Source organism: Fibrobacter sp. UWR3, from assembly GCF_900143055.1.
Lineage (GTDB): Bacteria > Fibrobacterota > Fibrobacteria > Fibrobacterales > Fibrobacteraceae > Fibrobacter.
Window position 1 is genome coordinate 171,196 of sequence record NZ_FRCW01000006.1, and the last position, 13,898, is coordinate 185,093.

General features: G+C 56.4%; 10 protein-coding genes. 3 read left to right on the forward strand and 7 right to left on the reverse strand.

Annotated elements, in window-relative coordinates; translation table 11 throughout:
• Positions 1–98 precede the first annotated feature (98 nt).
• The 6 genes from BUA44_RS09735 to BUA44_RS09755 all read right to left on the reverse strand — a co-directional run bounded on the left by BUA44_RS09735 (position 99) and on the right by BUA44_RS09755 (position 9,607).
• Positions 99–4,163, reverse strand: a complete 4,065-nt coding sequence (locus BUA44_RS09735; protein WP_072811420.1) for a DUF3418 domain-containing protein — start codon at positions 4,161–4,163, stop codon at positions 99–101.
• A 142-nt stretch (positions 4,164–4,305) separates the two neighbouring features.
• Positions 4,306–4,443, reverse strand: a complete 138-nt coding sequence (locus BUA44_RS15700; RefSeq protein ID WP_178348782.1) for a hypothetical protein — start codon at positions 4,441–4,443, stop codon at positions 4,306–4,308.
• Between the two features lie 68 nt (positions 4,444–4,511).
• Positions 4,512–5,426, reverse strand: coding sequence for a dTDP-4-dehydrorhamnose reductase (gene rfbD, locus BUA44_RS09740; RefSeq protein ID WP_072811424.1), 915 nt, complete (start codon positions 5,424–5,426; stop codon positions 4,512–4,514).
• A 36-nt stretch (positions 5,427–5,462) separates the two neighbouring features.
• A complete protein-coding gene (locus BUA44_RS09745; protein ID WP_072811427.1) occupies positions 5,463–6,293 on the reverse strand; it encodes a Cof-type HAD-IIB family hydrolase in 831 nt (276 codons plus the stop codon).
• Positions 6,294–6,310: 17 nt separating this feature from the next.
• The gene (locus BUA44_RS09750) at positions 6,311–7,099 is read right to left on the reverse strand and encodes a fibrobacter succinogenes major paralogous domain-containing protein (protein WP_072811430.1); all 789 of its coding nucleotides are present in this window, start codon (positions 7,097–7,099) and stop codon (positions 6,311–6,313) included.
• Positions 7,100–7,237: 138 nt separating this feature from the next.
• Entirely contained in the window at positions 7,238–9,607 is a 2,370-nt protein-coding gene (locus tag BUA44_RS09755; RefSeq protein WP_072811434.1) for a sodium-translocating pyrophosphatase, read from the reverse strand.
• A gap of 103 nt (positions 9,608–9,710) precedes the next feature.
• On the opposite strand from BUA44_RS09755, the gene BUA44_RS09760 reads away from it, so the two are divergent.
• The 3 genes from BUA44_RS09760 to tsaA all read left to right on the forward strand — a co-directional run bounded on the left by BUA44_RS09760 (position 9,711) and on the right by tsaA (position 12,386).
• Positions 9,711–10,493 (forward strand): hypothetical protein, encoded by a 783-nt coding sequence (locus tag BUA44_RS09760; protein WP_072811436.1) that lies wholly within the window; start codon positions 9,711–9,713, stop codon positions 10,491–10,493.
• An 84-nt stretch (positions 10,494–10,577) separates the two neighbouring features.
• On the forward strand, positions 10,578–11,690 hold the full coding sequence (locus tag BUA44_RS09765) for a histidine phosphatase family protein (protein ID WP_072811438.1): 1,113 nt from the start codon (positions 10,578–10,580) through the stop codon (positions 11,688–11,690).
• A gap of 12 nt (positions 11,691–11,702) precedes the next feature.
• Entirely contained in the window at positions 11,703–12,386 is a 684-nt protein-coding gene (tsaA, locus tag BUA44_RS09770; protein WP_072811440.1) for a tRNA (N6-threonylcarbamoyladenosine(37)-N6)-methyltransferase TrmO, read from the forward strand.
• Between the two features lie 131 nt (positions 12,387–12,517).
• On the opposite strand, the gene BUA44_RS09775 is transcribed toward tsaA, so the two are convergent.
• Positions 12,518–13,762: a sialate O-acetylesterase gene (locus tag BUA44_RS09775; RefSeq protein WP_072811443.1), complete on the reverse strand. Its 1,245-nt coding sequence runs from the start codon at positions 13,760–13,762 to the stop codon at positions 12,518–12,520.
• Positions 13,763–13,898 lie beyond the last annotated feature (136 nt).

Consider the following 13,898-nt stretch of genomic DNA (forward strand, 5'->3'; position numbering starts at 1 on the left):
TTCTAGAGTTTGCGGGTTTCTAGATGTTTATTAACGGGAACAAAGCCGCTTATTGATGGGTTAGCAGATGTTTATTGAAGGTATGGCGCGCGCGGGGCTTACTTTATCCGTCCAAAGCGGCTCTTAAGGCGTGCAAGGGAGTCCTCCTCGATGGCATCCTCGCTATCGTCGCCCTTGCGCTTGAACTTGAGGATTTCGAAGTCCTCGAGCATCGCGCAAGCCTGCAGGTAGAACTCCGGATATTCCGGGTCGTCCTGCTGCATACGTTCCATCTTCGAAAGGATTTCACGTGCATTTTTGAGTTCATGGTCCTTCATGAAGCGGGCCTTGAGGAAGGGACGGAACTTTTCGCGGAGGTCCTTGACGGAGAGGTCTATTTTTTCTCCGATTGAAGATGAATTGCGGGCATCAAGTGTTTTTGAATTGCAGGCATCAAGTGTTTTTGAATCGCAGGCATCAAGTGCGCCGGCGAGCACGTTGAGCCTTTCAAACAAAGTATTATTCCGGTCAGGGGAATAGAGAGTGACTATGTTCGTGATGGACTTGTTGCTTGCCATGAGTGCGGCAATGGAATCGCGTGCGTGGTCGCCTCCCTGGCGCATCGCAACCGAAAATTCCCGAAGGATGTCCCAGAACTTGACAAAGGATTCGGCCCCGAGAAGGGCGGATTCATACGTGGCTCGCACGAGTGCAAGGCGGACAACTTCATCTTCACTACGGGTAGTTGCGGCAAGGTTCCTGAAGTCGCGAATCTTTTTGCCGCGGGAATACTCGAGGCCCGAAAAGCGCACGCAACGGTTTGCATCTAGTTTATCCGCAGTGAGCGATTTCAACACCCACGACTTGAGCGCAGTCTGGAACCCGTCGGAATACAGGCCGCCCGTTTCGAGCATGTTCAGGCGATCGACAATGAGGGAGGAGGAAGCATCGGTCACTTCGGCTGGCTCAGTGACCTTGCCAGGTTGGTGAGCCTGCCGAACCACTACGCGCTTGCGGAACGCCTGCCAGAAGGCGGATTCTGCCGGAGTCATGAGCGCCGATTCGCACAAGCGCCATCCAAAGCGCATGTCACCAAGCGCAAAGTCAATACCGAAAGTTACGAGAACGGGGCGGACCGCGGCAAAAAGCCGGAAACTCCCCCACTCGGGATTGAGTTCGACGGCAAACTTTTCCGGGAAACCGGGCTTGAACACCTTCATGTGCAAGCGCAGGTGGTTTTCCTTTTCGGGCGTGACCGTCGGGATGTCGGCAACAGTTCCGCCGGTGCCATTGCGCAGTTCCTTCAGGTTCGCAAGCGTTTCGTACAGGAGCAACAACGGGGCCTTGTGCGGGTTCGCCTTGAGCTTGTCGCAGAAGGCGTCATCGATAAACGTGCGCTTGCCTTCCAGTAGCTTTTTTGCGGCCTTGGGCATCTCGCGGATGATAGATTCTGCCATCCATTCGCGCCACTGGTGGATCGAGAGAGCAAGCATCGCAGGCGTCACCTGCGGGAGCATGTCGTAAGGCAGGTCCAGCGTGATACCGTCGCAGTCGCGCATCGCATCAAAGACCATCTCGCCCACCACCATGCGGCTGGAACCATCCAGACCTTCGATGCGGAACTGTTCGAGGGAGCCGCCGAGAGAATTCGGAATTCTGATTTCAGATTTCGGAGTTTTCGTTAGTGGTATTTTCACACCGATTTTTTTCAATTCAATTCCGAATTCCGAATTCTGACCTCCGAACTCATTCTGCTCCAGCCAGAACTTCGCGTCAAATTTCAGGAACTGGTCCGTGTGTTCGCGGATGTAGTCCTTGAGCGTCTTGATGGAATTGACCTCGTGGGCAATGCGCGTGTAGTAATCCACCAAGGCATCTTCGCTCGGGGCCAGCCCGAATTGACGCTTGCGGGCTTCCAGCGCATGCAAGTCCTCGACCACACGCTCGTTGTGCGTCATGAACGCGAACGGGCGCGCCATCTGACCAAGCACAACGGCCTCGCGCCAGAAAATCTCGGCACATTCATTAGGGTTCACGCGGGCATAATCCACGCGGTGGCCGCGGCTAATCACGAGCCCGCGGAAGCTCACCTCTTCCACCGCTTCCACGAAGCCGCGTTCCTGGTTCCACGTAGGCGCATACCAGCGGCGCGTGCAGAAGGGTTCCGCCACCTGCATAATCCATTCGGGCTTGATTTCAGCAGCCTTGTTGAGGAAGATGCGGCTCGTCTCGCGCACCTCGGCGCTAAAAAGCCATTCCACGCTCTTGCCGTAAAGGTCACTGCCCGGGAACACGTGCGTCTCGCGCCCGCTCACCAGGCGGTAACAACCGTTTTCCAAGTCGCGCAGGGCAATGCCGCCCAGGAATCCCGAAAGGAGCGCAATGTGCAGGTTGTCGCGATGGAAGCTGTCCAGCGGGCACACGCGATTCTCGAATTTCACGTCGAGGATGCGCCCGAACTGTTCGTACAAATCAATCCATTCGCGGCAACGCAAAAAGTGCAGGCTGTTCTTGTCGCAGAACTTGCGCAGCTTATTCCAGGTCTTGCCATCCCATTCGGCGCAGAAGGCATTCCACATGCAGATGAACGTGAGGAAATCGCTCTTGTGGCCCGCGAACCTGCGGTGCAGCTGGCGGATGCGGGTGCGTTCGGGTTCCTCGCTCGGCACCACCCGCGGATCCTGGATGGAAAGCGCCGAGCAGACAATCAGCGCGGGCTGCAATACGCCGGCATCCCGCGCCCGCAGGAGCACCGCCGAGAGAGCCACGTCCATCGGGAGGCGCGTCATCTCGCGGCCGAGCTTGGTTACATGCCCGCTGGCGTTGTCGGCGGTAAGCGCACCGAGTTCAAAAAGCGTCTTGTACGCGCCGCGGAACGCCGAATGCGGTGGCGACTGCAGGAACGGGAAATTCTCGAGTTCCAGCCCGAGGCTGCGCAATTGCAACACAACATTCGCGAGATTACTCCGCCGGATTTCCGGCTCCGTAAACTCGTCCCGCTTCTCGAAATCCTCGGGAGAATAGAGGCGGATGCAAACGCCGGGCTTCACGCGCCCCGCACGCCCGGTACGTTGCCGCGCAGACGCTTTCGAGATGTCCTCGACAGGCAATCCCTGGATACGCGACTGCGCGTTGTACCGCGAAATGCGGGCCGTACCCGTATCCACCACGTAGGCGATTCCCGGAATCGTGAGCGAAGTTTCCGCGATATTCGTCGCGAGCACCACGCGGGTCTTTTCCGTATGCTTAAAAATGCGTCGCTGTTCATCGGGGCTCATGCGCCCATAAAGCGGGAGGATATCGAACGTCGCGGAGTCCAGTTCGTGCGCAAGTTCGCCCGCCAAATCCTGGATGTCACGTTCCGTCGGTAAAAAACAGAGCAGGTGGTCGCGGTGGCGCGTTTCCAAGTCAAGAATCGCATCGCGCGCCTCGTCGAGCAAGCCCGAATCGCCCTTGCCGCTGGTGTCGCGCCCCGTATTGTCATCCCCGCGAAGGCGGGGATCTCCATTCCCACCACCGAAATAATACTCCACATCAACGGGGAACGTTCGTCCCTCGGCTTCCATCACGCAGCTGTTGTCGTAAAATTCCTCGAAGAGCTTGGCATCGAGCGTCGCGGAGGCCACAATCAGTTTGAATTCCGTGCGTTCATGCAGAACCGTCTTGAAAATGCCGAGCAAAATGTCAATATTCAGCGAGCGTTCGTGCGCCTCGTCAATCACGATGGCCGAATACTGCCTAAAGAGCCTGTCGCGGCGGAATTCCTGCAACAAAATGCCGTCCGTCATCACCTTGATGGGGGCGTCACTCTGGCCCTGTTCCCAAAAGCGGATCTTCGTGGAGACAAGCGTTTCGTCCTTGAGTTCTTCGCGCAGGCGGTCCGCAATGGAAATCGCCGCTAGCCGGCGGGGTTCTGTCACACCGATTTTGAAACCTCTCTTGTCATCCCCGCCTTCGCGGGGATCTCTTTCTCGAACAGCATCATTAAGATTCTCGCCTTCGCGAGAATGACGAACTGCAGCATACCACTCTAGCAAAAACTTCGGCAACTGCGTGGATTTACCAGAGCCCGTATCCGCTTTGACAATCACTACCTGGTGTTTTTCGAGCAAATCGAAAAACTCTTCCCGATGTTCGACAACGGGAAGTTCCGGGTAGGTAATTTTCAAGTTCTCGTAAGACATTCTAGCTATGAGTTATCCATTCAAGCAGATTCTCGCCTCCGCGAGAATGACGAAAAAAGGACTACTCTATCATTACTCATTATCAAGGATCCAGATCCTTCGACTACGTGCTACGCACTCCGCTCAGGATGACACATTAGTGTCATTCCTTAATGTGTCCGCACTTGTCGCAGGTAAGCTTGTAGCTGTTGTCGGGGTCGACAACCATCACGCCGTCGCATCCCGGCACTTCGCACGGGAGTTCTCCCGGCATCACTTCGCGGTAAGTTTCCTTATCCATTTTACAATTCCTCACTAGATTCTTCGACTTCACGCCTGCGGCGTTTCGCTCAGAATGACACAACAAACCTACGCTTCAATTTCCTTCAGGTAACGAGCGAGGGCATCTTGCCACGTGGGGAGCGGTTTGAATCCGGCTTCCACGAGTTTACTCTTGTCCAAGCGGCTGTTGAACGGGCGCGCCGCCTTGCTGAGGCCGTATTCGGCTGTAGTCACCGGAACAACCTTCGTCGCAAGCCCAGCCTGCCTGTAGATTTCGCAGGTAAAGTCGTACCAGCTGATGAACCCGCCCTCGTTCGTGGCATGGTAATAGCCGTACTTTTCGGTCTCGTTCATGTCGATAAGCAGGCGCGAAAGGTCGAGCGTGTAGGTAGGCGTGCCAATTTGGTCGTTCACCACGCGCACGGTATCGTGGGTCTTACCCACGTTGAGCATCGTCTTGATGAAGTTCTTGCCATTGAGACCGAACACCCAGGCGATACGCACAATAAAGTACTTCTCCAAGGTTCCGCTCACGGCAAGTTCGCCCTCGAGCTTTGTCTGGCCGTAAACGTTCAGGGGCTTGTAATCCTTGCAGTCGGGCTTCCAAGGTTCCGTTCCCTGGCCATCAAACACGTAGTCCGTGCTGATGTAGGTCATCTTGCAGCCGAGTTTCTTGCAGACATTCGCGATGTTCTGCGTACCGCCAGCGTTCACCGCACGGACCTTCGCCACGTTCGCATCGTCCTCGGCCATGTCCACAGCCGTCCATGCGGCACAGTGAATCACCGCATCCGGGTTCACTTCCGAAATTGCCTTCTCGACAGCCGCAGCATCCGTAATGTCGAGCTGCACGTAAGGCATCGTCGTCACGGCAGAACCGTCGGCAACTCCGCTATAGGCCGGAGCCATGTCAGAGCCCACGCCCGTATGGCCACGCTTCGCAAGTTCATTCATCACGTCGTGGCCCAGCTGGCCACCCACACCTGTCACAAAGAATTTCATAGTAAAACCTCTAGGGAGAATATAGAAAATCTATCCCTAGCCAAGCACGAACTTCTCGATAACCTCGGTGATTCCCGAATGGTTGTTGTCGTTAACCGTCACGTAGTCGGCAACGTCTTTAGCCACCTGCGAGGCGTTCGCCATCGCGACACCGGTACCTGCCGCCTCTATCATCGGGCAATCGTTTTCTTCGTCGCCCACCGCAATCGTATCGGCAACCGGCACCTTGTAGAAGTCGGCCATAAAGCGTACCGCGGCTCCCTTGTTGCTTAGCATGTGCGAAAACTCGAGCATCTCGGGCTTGCTGAACACGTCGAAGAGCTTGCCCTCGGTGGTCTTGCGCATCTCGGTGCGGAAATCCACGAGGCCAGAATGTTCGAAGGGCGTAATGATGTTCACCTTGATGGGCGGTTTCACCACGACGTTCACAAACTCGCCGTAATAATCGCGGATATCCTTTACGACAACGTAATCCATCTTCATCAGGCGGCAATACGTCTTGAGCTGTTCCGTCTCGTATTCCGAAACAACAAGGTCGCCCGAGTAGGTGTGTGCGTGCATCCCGCGGGCGTGAGCGGCATCCATGATGGCCTTGACCTCGTCGACGGGAATGTACCGCGTGAGAATCGGTTTCTTTTCGCCGCAATCGTAAATGAGCCCGCCGTTGAAACTCACGAGGAAAAATCCAGGTTCCAGGAACCCGTACTGCTCCGCCAATTGCTTCACGCTCGTGAGCGGCCGGCCCGTAGTCATCACGAACTTGTGGCCCGCATCGATCATCGCGCGGATAGAGCGCATATCGGTTTCCGAGATGCGCTTGTCGTCGGTCAGGAGCGTACCGTCAAGGTCCGTGAACAGGATTTTCATCGCGGGCAAATATAGAATTAGTCCTTCACGCAACGGACGGAGAACCCGATATCTTTATAGTGAAAATACGGATGCACATACTCATAAGCATAGCCCAAGTAAATCGAGTACGCATTTTTTTCAGCATATTCTATAGAAGTCCAGAAGTGCAACTCCTTACCCTTTGCTTGAAATTTTCCAAATTCGTGGGAACGACTTCCTGCAGGAATAGCCGTGAAGCCGAATTCATCCGTTCCGTTGCCACTCTCATACCACCCGGACGTAGACTTGAGTTTTGTGCAGGCGGTCGATATACCCCCGACTGCAGCGGCCAATGTTTCCCATTCCGCTTTGCTCGGCAAGTGCCATCCCTCGGGGCATATACCACGCACAGGGTCAGTCGGCGAGCATGTCGAGCCATAACCACAACCCTTGCCGCTCGAACTCCAGGTGCCTACGCTGTCCATGGCAGCCGCCCAAGTATATAAGCGACCGTAATCGGAGCAATTCTTTGCAGCATTATCGTAGCACCAGCTAGTTGAATCAGAGCGGTTGAAGCCAAAGTCATAGGGAACGTCAGTGTACGCATAGTTGAGGTTCTCCGCCATCCATACCTGGTCACCAATTTTCACTATCCTGTAGGTCTGGCCGTCACGGTCATCCTTAATGCAGTTCTTGTCTGTTTCGACATTACACTGATTCTTTTTATCTTCAGAACCCGACGATTTCGCCGAGCTGCTGGACTTGACTGAAGAAGACGAATCTCCCGAAGGCTTCGTCGCGAAATCGCTGTCATCGTCGCTACAGGCGACAAAGAAAAACGCCAAGAAAAGTGCAAATGCAAAATGTATGGATCCTCGCCTTCGCGAGGATGACAACAGTCCAGGATGACACCATAAATTTGTCATATTTCCTCCTATTATATTTCAAAAATATAATAAAGAGGAATTTAGAGTCAAGAGCAATCAGAAAAACATATCTCCAAAGCGGACGATGACGCCGGCAAACACGACGCTCACCATGGTCATGAGCTTGATGAGGATGTTGAGCGAGGGACCCGCGGTATCCTTGAACGGGTCGCCCACGGTATCGCCCACCACGGCAGCCTTGTGCGTATCGGAGCCCTTGCCGCCGTAGTTGCCCTTCTCGACAAACTTCTTCGCGTTATCCCAGGCGCCACCCGAGTTGTTAAGCATGGTGGCAAGCGCAAACCCGCTCGCAAGCCCGCCGGCCAACAGCCCGAACACGCCCGCTACACCCATGAATAGGCCCACCAGCACGGGCACGATCACCGCAAGAATAGACGGCACGATCATCTCGTGCTGGGCACCCGTCGTCGAGATATCCACGCAGCGCGCGTAGTTCGGCTCGGCGGTGCCCTCCATGATTCCCGGAATCTCGCGGAACTGGCGGCGTACCTCCTCCACCATAGCACTTGCAGCACGCCCCACCGCCTTGATGGTGAGCGCACAGAACACGAACGTCATCATCGCGCCGATAAACAGTCCGCCGAGCAGCATGGGGTTCATCAGGTTCAGGTTGTATATCTGCATGAAGTCCGCGTAATTTACCTTGCTCGCGACCATACCGAGCAGGTCGCCGTTCTCGGCAATCGCACGCGTGCCGCCATCCAGGAACTTGACGCCAGCGACACCCGAAAGCGCATTCGCAAGGTCGCTCGCGCCGTTCGCAAACGCGACGGAACCTACCTTCCACACGCCCTCCGCAGAGGTCGCGAGGTGCCCGAGCCAAATCTTCACTTCTTCCACATACGAGGCGAGCAAAGCCATTGCGGTAAGGGCGGCAGAACCAATCGCGAATCCCTTGCCCGTCGCGGCGGTAGTGTTCCCGAGCATATCGAGTTCGTCGGTACGGGCGCGCACTTCGGGGTCGAGGCCCGCCATCTCGGCGTTGCCGCCCGCGTTGTCGGCAATCGGCCCGAAGGCATCGGTCGCAAGCGTAATGCCGAGCGTGCTGAGCATACCCACCGCGGCAAAGCCCACGCCGTAGAGGCCCATCGCCATGTTGTCAAAACCACCGGAGCAGCCAAACGAGAAGATGATACCCACCACAATCGTTACCACCGGGAGCCCCGTGGAGAACATGCCCACAGATATGCCGTCGATAATCGTGGTCGCAGCCCCGAGCTTCGCCTGGCCCGCAATGCCACGCGTGGGCTTGTACGCATCGGAGGTGTAGTACTCGGTAAACTGCCCGATCAGGATTCCCGCGGCAAGGCCCGAAAGCACGGAGCCGAATATGCCCATCGAGATGAAGTCGAGTTTCACGAGCACGAGGAGCGCCACGAGGATAAGCACCGAGGAGCCGAGCGTACCCGTAAGGAGCGAACGCAACAGCGACTTCGTGTCGGCGGTTTCCTTCGTGCGCACCGCAAAAATCCCCACGAGGGAAAGGACAATCCCGATTGCCGCCACCACCATCGGGGCGATTACGAGCTTCATACCGCCCATCGGGAGGGCCGCCCCGAGGGCAGCCGTCGAGAGTATGGACCCGCAGTAAGATTCGTAGAGGTCGGCGCCCATCCCGGCGACATCCCCCACGTTGTCACCGACGTTATCCGCAATGGTCGCCGGGTTGCGCGGGTCATCCTCGGGGATGCCCGCCTCGACCTTGCCCACAAGGTCGGCGCCGACATCGGCCGCCTTCGTGTAAATGCCTCCACCCACGCGGGCGAACAGCGCCTGCAGGGAAGCGCCCATCCCGAAGGTGAGCATGGTTGTGGTGATTTCCACCATCTTCGCATGCGCCCATTCTGCGTTATTCACCATATCGGCGCTCCAGGCCCCGAGCGAGAGCTTTGTGGCCACATCGGCGCCGAAATTCCACACGTTGTTGTCGTAGATGTAGTTGAGCGCAAAGAACCAGGCCGAAATATCGAGCAGGCCGAAACCCACCACCACGAGCCCCATCACAGCACCGCTCCGGAAGGCGATGACAAGCCCGCGGTTCAGGCTGCTGATGGCGCCATTCGCCGTACGGGAACTCGCGTATGTCGCGGTCTTCATGCCCAAAAAGCCACAAAGCCCGCTGAAGAAGCCGCCCGTAAGGAAGGCCACCGGCACGAACGGGTTCTGGATGCCCATGACGGCAAGCACCACGAATACCACGAAAAGCACGGCAAATACGATGGAGACCGTCTTGTATTGCCGCCGCAGGTAGGCGAATGCACCCACGCGCACGAAATGCGCAATCGCCTTCATCTTGCGGGTGCCGTCGGGTTGCCGCTTCATGAAGCGGTAGAAGAATAACGCCATGGCGAGCGCAATCAACGCTGCAACCGGAACCAAATACCAATAGCATGGAATAGTAAGCATAGAGACCTCTTTTTTACTAGACCTGGCCGGCATCCGACGACCTTATAAAGAAATCTATACCCAAAAGAGCCGAAAAGGACTATTTTTTTTAAATTTTCCCTCCATGTTGGAAAGCCTCAACCTCCATTTCGCGTTCTACGACTGGCTGCTCGTGTTCATGGTGACCGCATTGGGCGTTTTCAGCGCCTACACCAAGGACCCGCAACTCAAGGCCGTAGCCGCCACCATCCCCATCCCCTGCGGGTTCGCCTACATAGCCGTCGGGCTCCCGATGGGGGCCGCAAACGCCATTTCGGGGTTTATGTGCTTTCTCTACGTGCATATCGTGCGAATCCTCCACTACAAGGTCAAAATCCCGATTATTCCCTCCATCGCGCTCGGACTCGCCTTCTTTGTCGCCCTCGGCACCTTCCTCATGCCTATCGTCCCCGATACCGAGGCCATGTTCCTCGGGGTATGCGCATTTGATTTCATCGTAGGAGTAATCTTCTTTCAAAAGCAGAAGTACAAGTCCGGCGTACGCTACAAGACCCCGCTCCCCGTGTACATCAAGGCCCCAGCCATCGCGGGTGTCGTCTCGGGCCTCATGGTCATCAAGCACCTCATGGGCGGTTTTTGCACGAGTTTTCCGATGATGAACTCCATCGTGAGCTACGAGAGCCGCTACTCCTTGGGCGACCAGTGCAGGCAGCTCCCGCTGTTCCTCATCGCGGGCCCCATCATGTTTATCGAGATGCGCTACCTCGAAATATACCTCCACCTGAACCACTGGATAGTGCTCCTGTGCGGGTACGCCCTGTTCGCGTGCATCTACTGGCCGCTGAACCAGGAACTCAAGCGCCGCAACGAGCGCGCCGACGCATCGTATTCGGGCGAAAAGAAGTGAAAATTGCCACAAAAGGGCGTTTTAGGGCACCTTTTGCCAAATTTTTACTTGTAAATCGGGGTAGAATAAATTAGATATAGAATTATGAAAAAATTAGCAGTTCTCCCCATTTCCCTGTTTGCTGCACTCGCCCTCACCGCCTGCGGTGACGACAGTTCCAGCGGTCCCGACAACACGCCCCCGAGTTCCGGCATCGAGCAGCCGGGTTCATCCGACGGTACCGACCCCACGTCCTCTGCAGGGCCGGAGGGAACTCTCCCCGGCACGTCTTCCGACGGCATTGAACTTTCTTCCTCCAGCATCGCACCGGTCGACCCGGGCACGACATCTAGCGGAAGCACCACGCCGACGGTAGAATTCACGACCGAAGCGGTCGCGCTTCCGGACATGGGCTGCGTCACCGAACCCGTAACCTTCGGTTCGGGCGTAAAGGTCACCTGCAACGGTGAATTTGCGGGCAACATCCTCGACGACAGCGACACCTCCCCGTTCGACCCGAACGCGGCCGCCTACACGAGCTTCGTCAGCATCAAGAAGGTGTTTGCCGCGCTACAGCCCACCGACAAGGCAGTGTTCATCCTGCGCCACGCCCACCGCACGGCCAGCACCGACGTGGACGGAGTCCTTACCGGACTCGGTTACGAACAGGCTATTTCTGTCGGCAAGCAGATTGCAAGCACCGAAGACGTGAAATACTGGCATTCCGAAATCCCGCGCACGCAGCAGACCTGCATGGCAATAGCCCAGGGTCGCGGGCAGACAACATTCTCGCACATGGCCCTCAAGGACCTGAACGGAGGCTGGTTCGAGAAGGATCACGCAAAGATTGAGGAATACAACGCGACTGTTTCAAGCAGCTACGACGTCGTTTCTCGCTGGGCGTACAACGAATACCCTGACCCGACCGTAAACTACGACGAAGGATTCTACGACCTCATGGAACGCGGCACCCAGTTCATGAACGAGATCATCATCGCCCAGGTCGCCGCACAGAGCCGCATCAGTGTCGTGGTCTCGCACGACCAGATGCTCTACCCGCTCACGATTTTCGCAACGAGCAGGCTCCTGGAAATGAAGCACCACGAAGACAAGAGCTGGCTCAACTTCCTCGCGGGCGTCGCCGTGATTATCCACGCCGACGGTTCCGTCAAGTACGTGCCGGTCATGGGGCTTGACGAAGGTACGGTGCAGTCGTAGGCCATTCCGGGCATGGACAGCCTGAACCTCAAGATAATCGCACGCATCAAGAGCGACTTTCCCGAAAAATTCGGGATACCCAGGCAGAGCGGGCTTGCACCCGCCCTGCATTCTGTTATACGGTTCGAACCCGAATTCAGGAACACGGACGCGCTCCGCGGGCTGGAGGGATTTAGCCACCTGTGGCTCCTCTGGATTTTTTCGGAGAACATGCGCGAAACCTGGAAGCCGACAGTGCGCCCGCCGCGCCTCGGCGGGAATACGCGACTCGGGGTGTTCGCCACCCGCAGTAGCTTCAGGCCGAACCCGATTGCGATGAGTTGCGTAAAAATCGAAGAAATCCGCCTTGAGGGAAACGACGGTCCCGAGATTGTCGTGAGCGGCGCCGACCTGATGGACGGAACCCCCATCGTAGACATCAAGCCCTACCTGCCCTACGCGGACTCTGTCCCGAATGCGGCGGGCGGCTTTGCAGAAAGCAGGCGCTACGACAACCTGCAGGTAGAAATCGCACCGGAGATTCTCGGGCACATTCCCGGAGACAAGCGGGATGCGCTCATCCAGGTTCTGGAACAGGACCCGCGGCCCCACTACCACGACGACCCCGAACGCATCTATGGGATTGCGTTCGCCGGAATGAACGTGAAATTCAAGGTAGCAGGCAAAGTGCTGACCGTAACCGGAATCGACAAATAAAAAGCCCCGAGGCTTGCGCCCCGGGACCTACTCGAACACTACCCTATCACTCCATTCCAAGCCAAACCCAAGGTTGCCTCCTAACCGGTTTTTCCTTGTTTGCGATTAGAGTTCGCGTTCCAGTATTCTAATTACTTTATCTGAACCTTCTGCACGGAGCGTTCGGAACCGACCTGCACGGAGAGCATGTAGCTGCCCTGCGGGAGCCTTGCGGTATCGAACCCGAGCGAACCGCCTGCAAAGCTGTCACTGAAGTCGAGGACGGCCTTGCCCTGCATGCTGAACACCTTAGCGACAATCGGACTCTTTTCCATCGCGACCGGGATTGTTACCTTGCCCGCATTCACGACAGCCTTGCCGATAAAGCGCGACTGGGCCTGCGGCACATCGATTGCCGTAGGATCGATCGTACCGATATAAGAAGAGGAGTACGACGGCCAGCCGTGATGGCGGCTAGAGCTGGACGATTCCACTACAGCCTCGCTCGAGGAACTCTCAACGACAGCTTCACTACTGCTTGATTCGGCTGCAGTCCCGACAGGCTTGACCTTGTCGCCCAGCACCTCGATCATCTTTTCGGCATAGCGCTTGCCGAAGTCGCGGTATTCCTGTGCGGTAAAGTGCACGTTCTGACCATCGCCCAGAGCCTGGTTGAAACCTTCGGAAGAGACTACGTAGAAGTTCTTGGACTGCTGCGGGAGCTTCGCGATGTTTTGGTTCGCACCGGCACTGCTACCGCTGCGCAAGACCTCACCCGCGAGGAACGGGATATCGTTACCGAGCCCCAGATCCTTGACGATGTTGTCGTAGACGCCTTTGACCTTGGAGGGCCACTGGCCGTCTCCGGCATCCGTTTCGCCCTGGTGGAAAATGATACCCTTGATAACGCCTTCTTCCTGGGCCTTCTTGGCCATCTCGATCAAGCGTCCGTAGGGGTTTCCTCCATATTCGTTAATGCGCTGGGTCATCCAGCTCTGCTGACTCTGGGCGTAGCTTGCGTATTGATCCTTGTCGAATAGCTTGATGCTGCATCCGGCGACAGCCACCACGATGACCCCCACCTTGATCTGGGGGTCCGTCTTTTCGACCATGGTACGACCAAAATAGTCCGTGGGGCCGAGTTTTGCACCCTGACAGTGCGCAAGCGGAGGCACGGCAGTAGACCATTTGCCCTTGGTCTTGCCCGAGCAGGAACCGTTATTGGCGGCCCAGAGAACCTGGAAACGTTCGTCGACAGTCTTATCCTGCTGCCCGACATCGCCCTGACCTTCCATGTTGGACTGGCCAAACGCGAGATAGATGTGGAAGTTCGGGTCCGGAGCAGCGTATACAGCCGTAGCGGCGCACGCTGCGAGCGCCAAAGTCTTAAGATTCATTTTTTTACTCCATAAACAACATAGGCCCATAACCCAAGCCTACAGGAGTTAAAATAAATACAAATCGGGGCCACTTGACGCCAAAACAGCAAATTCCGTTGTATAAAAGAGCAACACTAGTCCCATTTTGCCCCAA